Origin of the sequence: Solibacillus sp. FSL W8-0372 (assembly GCF_037969735.1) — a bacterium.
Classification (GTDB): domain Bacteria; phylum Bacillota; class Bacilli; order Bacillales_A; family Planococcaceae; genus Solibacillus; species Solibacillus faecavium.
Map to the genome: position 1 here is coordinate 3,445,881 of NZ_CP150204.1, position 13,330 is coordinate 3,459,210.

Annotated in this window: 12 protein-coding genes; 5 read left to right on the top strand and 7 right to left on the bottom strand. The window is 35.9% G+C overall.

Annotation, left to right across the window (positions count from 1 at the left end):
* Window positions 1-40: 40 nt before the first annotated feature.
* Window positions 41-481, top strand: a complete 441-nt coding sequence (locus tag MKY13_RS17690) for a YtoQ family protein (RefSeq protein ID WP_339214206.1) — start codon at window positions 41-43, stop codon at window positions 479-481.
* Between the two features lie 88 nt (window positions 482-569).
* On the opposite strand, the gene MKY13_RS17695 is transcribed toward MKY13_RS17690, so the two are convergent.
* Window positions 570-1,424: a malate synthase gene (locus MKY13_RS17695; protein ID WP_191700961.1), complete on the bottom strand. Its 855-nt coding sequence runs from the start codon at window positions 1,422-1,424 to the stop codon at window positions 570-572.
* 597 nt (window positions 1,425-2,021) lie between these two features.
* Here MKY13_RS17695 and MKY13_RS17700 point away from each other — a divergent pair.
* The 3 genes from MKY13_RS17700 to splB all read left to right on the top strand — a co-directional run bounded on the left by MKY13_RS17700 (window position 2,022) and on the right by splB (window position 6,919).
* On the top strand, window positions 2,022-4,067 hold the full coding sequence (locus MKY13_RS17700; protein ID WP_339214209.1) for a methyl-accepting chemotaxis protein: 2,046 nt from the start codon (window positions 2,022-2,024) through the stop codon (window positions 4,065-4,067).
* Window positions 4,068-4,272: 205 nt separating this feature from the next.
* Complete coding sequence (hpaB, locus tag MKY13_RS17705) at window positions 4,273-5,724, top strand: 4-hydroxyphenylacetate 3-monooxygenase, oxygenase component (protein ID WP_339214211.1); 1,452 nt, start codon at window positions 4,273-4,275, stop codon at window positions 5,722-5,724.
* A 166-nt stretch (window positions 5,725-5,890) separates the two neighbouring features.
* Window positions 5,891-6,919 (top strand): spore photoproduct lyase, encoded by a 1,029-nt coding sequence (gene splB / locus MKY13_RS17710; RefSeq protein ID WP_339214213.1) that lies wholly within the window; start codon window positions 5,891-5,893, stop codon window positions 6,917-6,919.
* A 606-nt stretch (window positions 6,920-7,525) separates the two neighbouring features.
* Here splB and MKY13_RS17715 read toward each other — a convergent pair.
* Window positions 7,526-8,380 carry a dimethylarginine dimethylaminohydrolase family protein gene (locus MKY13_RS17715; RefSeq protein ID WP_191700957.1) on the bottom strand — a complete coding sequence of 285 codons (855 nt, stop codon included), beginning with the start codon at window positions 8,378-8,380 and terminating at the stop codon, window positions 7,526-7,528.
* A gap of 179 nt (window positions 8,381-8,559) precedes the next feature.
* Between MKY13_RS17715 and MKY13_RS17720 the strand changes: the two genes are divergently transcribed.
* Entirely contained in the window at window positions 8,560-9,294 is a 735-nt protein-coding gene (locus tag MKY13_RS17720; protein ID WP_191700956.1) for a YqcI/YcgG family protein, read from the top strand.
* A gap of 103 nt (window positions 9,295-9,397) precedes the next feature.
* Here MKY13_RS17720 and MKY13_RS17725 read toward each other — a convergent pair whose 3' ends face one another.
* The 5 genes from MKY13_RS17725 to thiM all read right to left on the bottom strand — a co-directional run bounded on the left by MKY13_RS17725 (window position 9,398) and on the right by thiM (window position 13,217).
* Window positions 9,398-10,249 carry a DegV family protein gene (locus MKY13_RS17725; RefSeq protein ID WP_339214216.1) on the bottom strand — a complete coding sequence of 284 codons (852 nt, stop codon included), beginning with the start codon at window positions 10,247-10,249 and terminating at the stop codon, window positions 9,398-9,400.
* A 143-nt stretch (window positions 10,250-10,392) separates the two neighbouring features.
* Window positions 10,393-11,040 (bottom strand): hypothetical protein, encoded by a 648-nt coding sequence (locus tag MKY13_RS17730; RefSeq protein ID WP_339214218.1) that lies wholly within the window; start codon window positions 11,038-11,040, stop codon window positions 10,393-10,395.
* Between the two features lie 326 nt (window positions 11,041-11,366).
* Entirely contained in the window at window positions 11,367-12,077 is a 711-nt protein-coding gene (locus MKY13_RS17735; RefSeq protein ID WP_339214220.1) for a thiamine phosphate synthase, read from the bottom strand.
* A gap of 1 nt (window position 12,078) precedes the next feature.
* Complete coding sequence (locus MKY13_RS17740) at window positions 12,079-12,378, bottom strand: thiamine-binding protein (RefSeq protein ID WP_191700952.1); 300 nt, start codon at window positions 12,376-12,378, stop codon at window positions 12,079-12,081.
* On the bottom strand, window positions 12,375-13,217 hold the full coding sequence (thiM, locus tag MKY13_RS17745) for a hydroxyethylthiazole kinase (RefSeq protein WP_339214223.1): 843 nt from the start codon (window positions 13,215-13,217) through the stop codon (window positions 12,375-12,377). The genes MKY13_RS17740 and thiM overlap by 4 nt, the downstream gene beginning before the upstream one ends.
* Window positions 13,218-13,330: the final 113 nt, after the last annotated feature.

Here is a 13,330-nt window from a genome sequence, read left to right on the forward strand (position 1 = left end):
TAGTATTAGATTATAGTGAAAATAAATAGGAGGGATAGGAATGGAACTGACAGTATATCTTGCAGGACAGATTCATGACAATTGGCGGGAAGAAGTAGCACAAAAGGCAAAGGAAAATAATCTCCCCCTACGCTTCGTAGCTCCACAAACAAACCATGATCGTTCTGATAATATTGGGGAAGAAATTTTAGGGGAGCAGCCTTCTAACTTCCATAAAGATAATGCAGCATCGGATATTAATAATTTCAGAACACAAGTATTAATGCAAAAAGCGGATATCGTCATTGCCTTATTCGGCGAAAAGTATAAACAGTGGAATACCGCAATGGATGCAAGTACGGCTATTGCTATGAACAAGCCAACTATTATTATTCGACCAGAGTCATTGATTCACCCTTTGAAGGAGCTTTCCAATAAAGCAAATGTAACCGTAGAAACTGTTGACCAAGCAATAGATGTAATTCGTTATATTTTTGATTAATGAAAAGTATATGTAATTCATCCATTTAGTTTTGAATGTACAAAAAGAGAGATTGCAGGTTGCAACCTCTCTTTTTTAGAGTAAAAAATTAAATACGCTTTAATGCACCATTAGGATTTGGTAACTCTTGAGCTGATATTTTATTGATTTTGCAGAAGTAATCAAAAAATTGTTGTGCTAGCTCTTGTTCCTGTGGATCAGTTTTAAGCGATACTATGTCGCGTAAAATTTGTGCCATCCAAAGGTTATTGAAGTAACGATGTTTACCTGTATTCCAAGTCATTTTATGAGTAAACTTTTCATTTACATAGTAATTCCAGAAGAGCATTTTATTCGCTTCCTCTTCTGTAAGTTTTAATCTGAACTTTGAATGGGCAGGAATATTACCATCTTGGCTAAGCTTTCCGATAAAATCTTCCTTCACCATATAAACACCTAAAATACGTCTTTCTTTTTCTGACGAGTTAGGATCTACTGCAGTTAATAAGACCGCACTATTTTCAAACAATCGTATCGGTTTATTTGGTTTCCCTTTGTTAACGCCACTTTTAGCAACCCCAGAGAAAACTTTCCACTCCGAAAATGCCGTACTTTGCTCTTCTTCATCACACCAAAAAACCATCTGGGATTCGGGATGAAGTTTATGGTTTTTCATAAGTTTTTCATGTTGTTGACGAAGATCCTGATTTTTACGCAAAAGTTTTAATTCTTCTTCTCTTTGCCATTCTTCTTCTCTTCGCTCTAGCTCTCTTTTTTCAATAATTTTTTCAAGTGAACTCGCATCACCTTTATCATGAAGTTTCAGGTGTTTTTCAAATACATCAGGGAAAACAAATTTTTTCTTTTCCGTTTCAAAATGTATTTCAATACTTGAATCATTATGTTTAACAACACTTCCCATACCAAACAGCTTATGGGTAACTTTCTTATTAATTAAATTCATTATTATAGTCCTCCTTCACATTTTTACAGGTAAATTTATTATCAAATTAAATAACTTCTAATAAACCACACACAATTGTTTGAATTTTTACCTTAATTTTGAAAAAGACTATTAAAAAACGTATTCCAAATTCTCTCTGCATTTACAGCAGAATTCGAAATACCACAATTGTAAGTCTATTATAACATTTCTTAAATAAAAATACAATTTATTTGTTGACAACGCATTTTAAGTTAGGTTAAAATGAAATATTTATTTTCTATAAGACTTTTTATTTTATAAACCAACACTTTAAAAGCCTACGTTAATCCATATAATTACTATATAAATAGACAGCCTTTACTTTTTTCCTCAAACAATTTTCGCAACCGTCAAAATCAATCCTTCAGCCGTAACAAATAATTAATCAACCATCATATACAGTATACCCATTGAATAGTAATATTATTTAGAAAATTGTAATTATAATGCATTTTGCCCTCAAAGAAGTAATTTCTATAGACATAAGTCCTATACGTATATATACTTTTATCCAGATAAACTTTCTACTTTTCGGTGTAAAAGTAAATATTTAGATAAAAGAAAGACGTGAAACAAGTGAATTTTTTTAAAAACCTTACATTAAAGGCGAAGTGGATGATGTATATATCTTTTGCTATCGTTTTAGCAGTCGGTATAACTGTAATTTTTAGCCAGTGGAATGTGCGTAACATTCTTGAGGAGGAAAATCATCAAACCTCTTCTGATAATGCAAAGAATGCAGTTAATCAAGTATCTTTAGGCTTACTGAATTATGAATCGGCTATTCTACAATTTAGTCAGGTAGTAGAAGCAATCTTAACAAATGATGAAAAAGATTATACCCAAATTGATAAAATTACAAAAACGCTTCAAGAACAGAATAGTGATTATTTAGCGGTGTATTTCATGGACTTTAAAACTGGCAATTTACATGTGACACCGGAAATTACATACGATTGGGATGTTCGTGACTCTCAAACATTCGCAAAGTTAAATAGTAATCCAAACCTACAATGGATGGATATCTATTTGGACACTGGCGTAAATCAATTAATGACTTCCGTTATTGCTCCAATATTTAATAGTGGTGAGTTAGTTGGTGCAGTCGGCTTTGATATTGACTTTTCAACAATCGGTTCAATACGAGAAAGCATTGAAGAAGGCACCTCTTCCAAATTGATGATTGTTGATCCAAACGGTCTTATTGTTTCTTCATTTATTGAAGATGGAAACGGAAAAAATATTAATGCTGATAATTCCGGTAAAGTTGAGGGTGTTTCCGATTTATTACCCCCTAGTGAATTAGCAACGGAATTTAGCTGGCTTTTAAATAATTCAAATACAAATAATCAAATTGAACAATTTAATTGGGCTGGTGTTGATTATTCGGGTGAAATACAGACAATAGAAAAAAACAATTGGAAGATTGTCTCTGTTATAGATAAAGATAATTTTGCTGAAAAATTAAAGGAGTTTACAATTAACGGTTGGATATCACTCATTATTGGATTAGTCATTGGTTGTTTATTCGCTTATTTCATGTCAATTAAACTAATTCAGATTTTTAGTAATTTAAAAAAAGTATTTGAAAGAACAGCAAGTGGTGATTTTATTTCTCGCTTTGAAACGAATTCTAATGATGAAATTGCTGATTTGGCAAACCATTACAATCAAATGCTGGATAGTGTTCATCATTTAGTTCTTCAAGTAAATGAAAATACTAATGCAATTCGTAGTTCTTCTAACAGTTTAGCTATTATTGCTCAAGAAAATGAACAAGCATTAAATAATGTTTCAACTAGTATTGAAGAAATTGCTATGAGCAGTAGTAAACAGGCTGAAAAAATGCAAGATGGTTCTAATGCTCTCCATGTATTAGCAGAGGGTATTGAGACAATTGAATTACAATCAAAACAAGTAGCCGATGATGCGGCAGAAGCGCTCATTGAAGCTAATACAACTATTCATAAAGTTGATCAGTTGGAAGAAACATACACAAATTTAGAAAGAGCATTCCAGGAAGTAACGGTTGTAGCAAGCAATCTGGATGATAAAACAAAATCAATTTCACAAGTAACAAAATTAATTGCTCAAATTACAGAACAAACAAATTTACTTGCACTAAATGCATCCATTGAAGCTGCTAGAGCAGGCGAACATGGTAAAGGGTTTGCTGTTGTGGCTGATGAGGTAAGGAAATTAGCCGAGAATTCAAAAGCAGCAACTACGAACATTCAGGAAATTATTAAAAGTATATTGGAAGATACAGAGCAACTTGTTCAAGTAATGCAGCAAACAAATGAGATTAGCGATAATCAAAAAGTAGCTGTTGATACTGTTAATAATGCAATTAAACAGCTATCTGATACTTTGGAAAATATGAAAGAATCTATTACTAGAACAATGGAAGATGTATCGACAATGCAGCAGCAAAAAAATGTCGTACTATCTTCCATGTTAGTAGTCCATGAAATGACAACAGAGGTAACAGCTGAAACGCAAGAAATTGCAAGTTCGATTGAAGAACAAACTTCGGCCACTACCGAAGTAACAATTCATGTCACTCATTTAAATGAGCAAGTCGAAAATTTATCAGATTCTGTTTCAAAATTCAAGTTATAATTAGCATAAGTTAAAACAGATGGACTTAGAGGTAGCTGTAAAGCACTTCTAAGTCCATCTGTTTTTCTAATCTATAGTCTGTTTACGTACTATAGTGACACCATTTACATCATTGACATATGTTGCGTATATAAAGAATTTTAATTTGTTGCTTTACATCAAGTGACCTAGCTCTATATTTCCATGAAATTTAAGGAGTGAATACATGGGTGCTATAAATGGAGAATTTTATATTAATCGACTAAATCAATTAAATAATGAAGTTTGGTTTGATGGGGAAAAGGTGGAAGGGTTACTTTCTGAACACCCCGCTTTCAAAGGTCTTATTAAAACAAAAGCTTCTCTTTATGACCTACAGCATAATCCAAAAATAAAAGATGAAATGACCTTTATCTCACCAAAATCAGGTGAACCTCTTGGACTTTCCTTTTTACAGCCAAAAACAAAAAACGATTTGTTGAAAAGAAGGAAAATGATTGAACATTGGGCTAGACATACTTATGGTGTTTTAGGAAGAAGCCCTGACTATTTGAACTCCGTTTTAATGAGCTTTGCCTCTTCAGTAAAAATATTGGAGGGACAGGAAAACTGTTTCCCTGAAAATATTCAGGCTTTTTTTGAATTAGTCAGAGAAAATGATTTATCACTTACGCATACATTCATTACACCACAAGTAAATCGGTCTCAAAGTTATTTCGAACGAACAAATGAGCCGATTTCCGCGAAGGTTATAGAAGAAAATGAACAGGGTCTTGTAATAAAGGGTGCACGTTTATTGGCTACACAAGGTGGTTTGACCGATGAAGTGTTAGTATTTGGGGCCGGTAAAGCTGTATTCGCAGAAGATGAAGCTTTTGCTTTTGCCATTCCCTCTAATACGAAAGGTGTTAAATTTATTTGCCGAGATACATTTGTTGGAGGGGATTCCCCCTTTGATCATCCGCTAAGCTCCCGGTTTGAAGAGATCGATTCCCTTATAGTTTTTGATAATGTATTAGTGCCGTGGGAGCGAGTATTTTTTTATAATAATTTTGAAATTGCCGGAAAGTTTCTTATGGAAAGTTCATTTCATCACTTCGCTAAATATCAGGTGACGATAAGGCAGATTGTCAAAACAGAATTTATACTAGGTATTGCGGAGCTTCTTGTAGATACAATTAAAGTCCGTGAATATCAGCATATTCAAGAAAAGCTATCAGAAATCATCGTTGGGTTAGAAACAATGAAAGCCCTTTTGGAAAAATCGGAGAATAATGCAGTACTAGATGATTGGGGCTATTTACGCCCAGCAATTTTCCCATTGAAAATTGCCGGTAATATTTTTTCGAAACTTTACCCTCGCTACATCGAAATAATTCAGCTCATAGGCGCAAGTGGCATGATTACGCTACCTACCGAAAAAGCATTCCATTCTGATATAAGAGCAGATTTAGATCAGTATCTTCAAGGCGCTACTAAAACAGCAGAGGAACGCGTAAAAATATTCCGTTTAGCTTGGGATTTAACAATGAGCTCATTCGGTACGAGGCAAATGCAATATGAACGATTCTTTTTTGGCGATTCAATCCGCGCAGCGAGCGAATTATATTTTACTTATCCAAAGAAAGAGTATGTTGAAGTAGTCATTGATTTTCTTAAGCAGAAGGAAAATTTATAACTCAATCTGAATACTACCTTCACCCTTTTCAAAAGGACTGCAATATTCCCTTTCATAATTAGTCGACCTTTAGACAAACTAATCCTAAAAAGAAAAGAAGGTGATAGGATGCTTAATCTTACCGATGCATCGTGCTTAATGCAGATTATCATCACTGAGGATAATCATGAATAAACCGTTTATGCCCCAGCTTGTTTATTTTGAACCGAATGCTTTAGATTATCCACTTGGAAAAGAGCTGAAAGAAAAATTTGAAGGATTAGGTATTGAAATTCGCTATACTACTTCACATAATCAGATTCGGGACCTTCCTGGAGACAATGATTTACAAAAGTACCGGATTGCAAAATCTACCCTCGTTGTAGGCATTCGTAAAACACTGAAGTTTGACACGTCTAAACCATCCGCTGAATATGCCATCCCTCTCGCTACCGGTTGTATGGGACATTGTCATTACTGCTATTTGCAAACAACTATGGGGAGTAAACCGTATATTCGGATATATGTGAATGTCGATGAAATATTTGAAGCCGCTGATCATTATATAGAAGAACGCGCTCCTGAGATTACACGTTTTGAAGCTGCTTGTACCTCTGATATTGTAGGAATCGACCACTTAACTCACTCATTAAAAAAAGCGATTGAACATTTTGGGCAAACAGAGTTAGGCAGATTACGGTTTGTGACTAAATTTCATCATGTTGATCATTTGCTTGATGCAAAACATAACGGCCATACAAGATTCCGATTTAGCATAAATGCCGACTATGTCATTAAAAATTTTGAACCCGGTACTTCTCCTCTTGCAAAACGTATTGAAGCTGCTGGTAAAGTCGCAAGGGCTGGTTATCCTCTTGGTTTTATTGTCGCACCAATTTATCTTCATGATGGATGGCAAGAAGGATACTATCATATGTTTGAGCGTCTTGATGCAGAATTACCGCGGGATGCTCGCGATGATATAACGTTTGAATTTATTCAGCACAGATTCACTAAGAAAGCTAAAAATGTCATTGAGAAAAATTATCCAAAAACTAAATTACAGCTGGATGAATCTACAAGACGTGTTAAATGGGGCAAGTATAGAATCGGTAAATTTATTTATCAAAAAGACGAAGAAGATGAAATGAAAGAGCAGTTATATAGCTATATGGAAAAGTTCTTTCCGAATGCAAAACTTGAATATTTCACGTAACGCAAAAGCAGCCGGTCTTAAAATCGGCTGCTTTTGTTTATGATTATGTCTTCATACCCCTCATTACCAAGCGGTCTATCCTTTTTTTAAGCAAACGGGTTGCTTTCTAATAAAATTTCACTTGTTTGATTGGTGGGCTACGGCAAGACAGCGCTAAAACCACGTGATACGTGTTTTTATCACTGCCTTTATTGCCGTTTGCGAGGCCCACCAATCCCAAAATTTCGCCCTCGTTATAAGGTGAAAAACAACCAATCAGCCGCTTGCGCTATCGCGAGGCGGCGGAGAGCGGAAAGGCTATGTTTTATAATCTTCATTTTTGCAGAAATTCACTTAATGCCAAAGCAGAGTGACGTGGAGCGAAGGGTGAGCCTCCAAAACACTTGCTTCAACGCGTTTTCCCCGTAGCGTAGCAGAACGGACTTAATTAGAAGATATTATTTTTCAATTTTGTCATCCCCAACTTATGGTGATGAACCAACTTATGGTGATGAACCAACTATTTTTAAAAAGAAAAAAACGAACCCTTTAACAAGGATTCGTTCGTATAAAGAATGAGTATTGATCAAATAACATATATTACGAAACGAGGTGCCAATTTTCCTCTTAAAGCCGGACAATAGGCATTGAACAACATCGGAATGAGCCGCCTGACTTGATGATTTCTGAAAAATCTACTTCCAATACATCATAACCATGCTGTCTCATCTGATAATTAACGTCTCGATTCATTGGTAAACTTAATACCCGCTTCTGACCAATAGATAATACATTTGTGCCCATTGTAAACTGCTCGCTTTCACTTACTTCGATTAAATTGTACATACTCGCTAAAAATTCTACAGTTTTCGGGTCGAACGCATCTGGATAAATTAATGCTTCTTCTGAGGAAAGAATATTGAATACACAGTCTAAATGTAAATATTTTGGGTTGAATTGAATTGGCAGTATTTTAAATTCAGGCAATTCTTTCTGTAAAGATTGAATTGCACTTTTACACGTTCGGTGACTGATTCCAATGAAGACGTGTTGGCCGTCGACAATGACATCGCCACCTTCTATCGAATCAGTTGAGAGCTTTTTATATGCAATATTATGCTTGTTCATCCAGTGGGCTAATACTTTCTCTTCACCTTGACGAATCGGATTCGCCATTTCAGAAATAAATAAACGATTTCCTAATGTAAAGCCAATATCTCTTGTAAAGACTTGCTCAGGGTGATCTTTACTAGGTTTTAGTTTAATCACTTCCACACCCGCAGATTTTAAAGTTTGTTCAAAATTACGGTGTTGTGCTATAGCTAGTTCTTGGTCAATATTCTCATGCTTATATTGTTTTTGGACATTATTAATTACTTCTCTAATCTCCATGTATTGCGGTTCACATAAAACTACTTTTTTTAGTGTTCCGTATTCATTTTCACAATTTATTTGATCACGTTTTGTAATTGTATCACCCATTAAGACATCCTCCAGATTCTTGATTCAACTCTCACTTATTATTTTCATTTCCTTCATTTACATTCAGTAAACATTTCTGAATTTTTAATCTATTTGGTTGCCATTGTTTCAAGAATTTTAGGATGGGGTAATGATTGGCTATATAGTAATAATTGGATAATGATAACGGAGGGGTTTGTATGATTACGAAAGGGCATACTTTATTAACAAAGGAAGATTTCCAAACTAGAACCGACTTGCCAAAATGGCTTTATAAAGAATACGAAACCTTTCATAACACGGTAACAGATAAAACGTTTCCATGTTTTTTCGGCATGAGTGGTGAGCTCAAAGGTGAGCTTCGCTATGCCTATATTAATCAGGATGACTGGAGCAATCTTCCTGCCGCAGTAGGACATTTCCTTGATTTATTTAAGCTACCTAACTACAAAAGACACGGACTGTTTGTCTTTGTGGAACCATTTGAGCAAGAGGGCTCTCTTGAAGATTACCGAAAACAATTTTGGGATATACTACAATACTTGCATAAAGAAGATGAAGTAGAATGGCCAGTAGATAGTCCTCGTGACCCTGAACATTATTTGTGGGATTTTCATTTTGCCGGAGAGCCAATTTTTGTATTCGGAAATGCACCTGCATATAAAAAGCGAAAAACACGTCATTTAGGAAATGCAATGGTTCTTGGATTTCAACCTCGGAAAATTTTCGAAGGGTTAGAAGGAACTGAAAAAGGCGGAATCATGTCTCGTGAAAAGGTCCGGAAACGTGTAGAGGTTTGGGATCAGCTACCTAAACATCCGGATATTGGTCATTACGGTGATCCAACTCATAATGAGTGGAAGCAATCATTTATTGGTGATGATATTGTACCAATTCAAGGCAAATGCCCTTTCCAACATAAGTCTCTAATATAAAACTAAATCTCGTGAAAAATAAACGGTTAAAAAAAGCTGTGCTAAAATTTTATTTTTAGCACAGCTTTTGATGTCTATGTTAATTTACCTTTTGGATTGAGTTTTATTTTTCTATCCCAGCTATCCCAAAGCCTCCTGGTCCTGCATGTGTAGAGATCATTGCACCAGCTTGCATCCATGTTACATGTTCAAATCCAAATTCCTTCGCGAGTTCTTCCATCTGCTTTTTAATACTTTCATCAAGCCCGATAGAATAAATTAAATACAGCTGTTTTCTATCAATATCGTATTCGTCTAAATAGTCTCGTAAAAGCTTTTCAGCAACGATATTCATTTTCCCTCGATATTTCCTTGTTGAAACAAGCTTCCCTTCCTTTAATTCGATGCATGGTTTAATTTTTAATAAAGCTCCTCCTATATAGGCCAGGTTACTTACCCTACCGCCCGCTTTCAGAAAATCCAAACTGCCGGGCAGGAAAGCGAGTCTTGTTTTAGGAACTACGGATTCTATTTTCTCTATTAAACGGACATGGTCAATGGAAGGTTCCTCCTCGAGCAATGAAGCTGCATACATAACTATAGCACCTAATCCACCAGTTACATTTAACGTATCAACTAAAAAAAGATTATCAAAATTCTCCGCTGCGATTAATGCACTTTGAAATGAGGCCGATGCTTTAGACGTATAACCAATATGAATGATGATGCTGTCAGGATATTCTGTTCTAATTTTAGTAAACAAATCCTCATATTCGTGTATATTTGTTGCTGCCGTGGAAGGAATTTTTTTTGTACGACTATGAAAATCAAAAACTTCTTCTACAGATAACTGACCATCTAAATAATCTTTCCCCTCCATAATAACATGCATCGGTACTACTTGAATTTGATGTTTCTCAACTAGATCTTTCGGTAAATCCGCTCCACTCTCAGTCGATAAAATAATTCTTTTCATTATATACCCCTTCCGATTACATACCCATTCAGTATAATTATTTTTGATTTAATCTAAATATACACTAAGAGGATAGATTATCCAGTAAATTATCAGAAAATTAAAGCGCGTTAATCATATATTTGTTCTAATATATTAAAGGCTTATTCGGATGCCAATGCAGTAATAACAGCTCCTACTGCCTGTATCCAAGCACCAACCGCATTCATTACTTCTCCTTCACTTGTATCGCTATCAGCAAACACCTCTATTACATTTCCTATTAATTGAATTATATTTCCTGTATTCGCTATAGTTTGTAAAAGTGTTAATTTCCCTTCCGTATTAATCGTAATTCCCACTCCCACTACTTGGAGCAGGTTACCTTGTTTTTCTAATAGTTGACCTGACTGTTCATTTTCAGATAGTATTCCAGCAACAACAGCCAAATTGCCTATAGCAGAAATTTGACCACCTACCACATCTAATAATGCTTCTTCCGCCTCGACCCCAATTGCGCTTCCGCCAGCCTGCAAAATATTACCGATAACATTGAAGTCTGTAAGTGTTTGCTGGGAAAAAATAGTTGATGGCGTACTTCCAATAGCAGATATAATTGTTCCTACAGCAGCAATCCAGTTCCCTGCCACAGCGGTAATATTTGATTCATTTGAGTTATTGTTCGTACTATTATTTTTCGAGATATTCTGTTTCCCACTTTTATAATGGAACATCAAATTATTCCACTTATCTATGGAGATACTTTGCTTCTTTTTATTATTGCGGTCATTTGGCTTATTATGATTCATCACTTTTCTCCACCTACTATTCATTAATAAGTAATGCCCTGTACCAAATTTTATGATAAATGACCTTTATTATGTCGATAGAGAGGTTGTACATTCCTACCTCCAAAAATCTACATATTGTAGTTTATGAAAATATTAACTAATGAGTTGGACCTGAATTAACAAATAGTAAGGGGGGATAAAATAATAATAATAATAATAATAATAATAGTGGCTTTGAAAATTGGAGCAGTTTTTTTATTGTAAAGTGGGAGGAGATTCGTATGTACTTGTCTTAGATAATTCAAGGGAAGCGAATACGATGACTTCCCTCGAACTTATTAAAAATATTAAAAAGTTTTGGAATTATAATTGTTCCAGGCGTTCACTAAATTTGTTGCTGCTTGCTTTGGATTTTCAGCCTCCGTTACAGCTGAAACGACAAAGAAACCGTCTACACCAGTTTTTGCTAGGGTAGGAATATCCGCGAGTTTTACACCCCCACCTACGACTACGGGAATTGAACTAAGCTCAGCAACTTTCGTAATATCGGCAATACTTCTCGTAATCACCTTTCCGTCTTCCCCAATTCCGCAATCAGGTTTTGTTGGGGTTTCATGCAACGGTCCTACACCAAAATAATCAAGTTGAGAGACATCCTCTGTTTTAATATAGTCAAATAATTGATCAGCTCGAGCAGATAAACCTATAATGAGGTCTTCCCCTAAATATTCCCGACAAACGTTCACTGGAATATCTTTTTGGCCTACATGAATGCCATCCACTTTAATCCCCTGTGATTTAGCCGCTAAAACAACATCAAGACGGTCATTTACTAGGAGTGCAACCTCATCGGATTTTCCAGCCTCTTCAATGACCTCTGCTGCTTGCCGTGTTAATTGAATCAATTCTCTTGCAGAAGCAACTTTGGAACGTATTTGGATGCAAGTAAAGCCCGCACTTACTGCCTCTTTAATAATCGTTGCGACTGGACGGCCTTTTGTATTTTCAGGACCTATAACTAAATAGGCTGAAATATCAAGCTTTTTGATATTACCCATATTACCCTCCTAAAATATCATTTATTTTATCTATTTTTGTATTAATCGTATTCGTATATCCCGGACGGATATCAGCTTTTAACACCACTTCTGTTCGAATTCCTTTTTCTGCAAGTATAAAAGTCGCTTCTTTTACTACTTTCATCACTTCATCCCATTCTCCCTCAATTTCTGTAAACATTGATGTAGTTCGACTCGGTAACCCCGAATCTCGAATGACTTTCACAACCTCGGCGATTTCCTGTCCCAATTCATCCCCTACACCAAAAGGCGCAATTGCTACTGCTATTAATGTATTCATAAATTAACCTCCTCCAAATCAAATGAGTTGTTTGCAATTTCTTCTGCTGTTGCTTTATATAATTCATCCAAAAACTGCGCTTGGAAACTTCCTGGACCATCTCCTTTTAACTCAGCGCGTTTTCCAGCTACATTGTATACTGCACTAGCAGTGAGTGCTGCAATAAACGGGGTGGTCACCGTTGCATACACAGCGGCAACTCCGCCTAACGAGCAACCAGCTCCGGTAATCTTCTCCATAAAATGAGAGCCCCCATAAGAGATAGCTATAATAGAGCCATCTGTTATTAAATCCGTTTCTCCTGATACAGCAACTGCACCACCCGTCCACTTTGCAAGAGCAATCGCTGCTCTTTTAGCCTCATGTACAGAATCTGTAGCATCCACACCTCGTACCCTTGATTCCTCTGCTCCTCCATCTAATGCCCATAAACCTGCCAATGCTATAATTTCTGATGCATTTCCTCTAATAATGGTCGGTTTAAATGCCTTAAATTTCTGTAGCAGATCTGTCCTTAGTGAACCAATGCCTACAGCGACAGGGTCCAATACCCATGGTTTTCCTGTTTCATGCAATATCTTTGCTACATGAGGTAATGTCTCTTCATAAATGGGTAATAGCGTACCCACATTTATATAGGTTGCTCCCCCTGCCTTAGCCAAAAATTCTGCTTCATCTGGTAAATACACCATAGCGGCAGAACCTCCAACAGCAAGCTGTGCATTTGCAACGAAATTAATCGTGACAGTGTTTGTAATGGAACCTGCCATCGGATTCCCTTTCTTTACTGTTTCTACAGCCTGGATAATTCTATTTTGCATCTCCTGCTTAGTAGCCATTTCCATCACCTTTCCATAATCATTCTTCATATGAACGAATAGATTCACTAGACGGGTCTTACAAGTAGAAATTCACTTAGCCTAAACAAAAAAGTGCTCTCCCTAAATAAATG

Coding starts and splice junctions, on each gene's coding strand:
- MKY13_RS17690 (WP_339214206.1), top strand. CDS start 41: ATGGAACTGACAGTATATCTTGCAGGACAGATTCATGACAATTGGCGG.
- MKY13_RS17695 (WP_191700961.1), bottom strand. CDS start 1,424: ATGAATTTAATTAATAAGAAAGTTACCCATAAGCTGTTTGGTATGGGA.
- hpaB (WP_339214211.1), top strand. CDS start 4,273: ATGGGTGCTATAAATGGAGAATTTTATATTAATCGACTAAATCAATTA.
- splB (WP_339214213.1), top strand. CDS start 5,891: ATGAATAAACCGTTTATGCCCCAGCTTGTTTATTTTGAACCGAATGCT.
- MKY13_RS17715 (WP_191700957.1), bottom strand. CDS start 8,380: ATGGGTGATACAATTACAAAACGTGATCAAATAAATTGTGAAAATGAA.
- MKY13_RS17720 (WP_191700956.1), top strand. CDS start 8,560: ATGATTACGAAAGGGCATACTTTATTAACAAAGGAAGATTTCCAAACT.
- MKY13_RS17725 (WP_339214216.1), bottom strand. CDS start 10,249: ATGAAAAGAATTATTTTATCGACTGAGAGTGGAGCGGATTTACCGAAA.
- MKY13_RS17735 (WP_339214220.1), bottom strand. CDS start 12,077: ATGGGTAATATCAAAAAGCTTGATATTTCAGCCTATTTAGTTATAGGT.
- MKY13_RS17740 (WP_191700952.1), bottom strand. CDS start 12,378: ATGAATACATTAATAGCAGTAGCAATTGCGCCTTTTGGTGTAGGGGAT.
- thiM (WP_339214223.1), bottom strand. CDS start 13,217: ATGGCTACTAAGCAGGAGATGCAAAATAGAATTATCCAGGCTGTAGAA.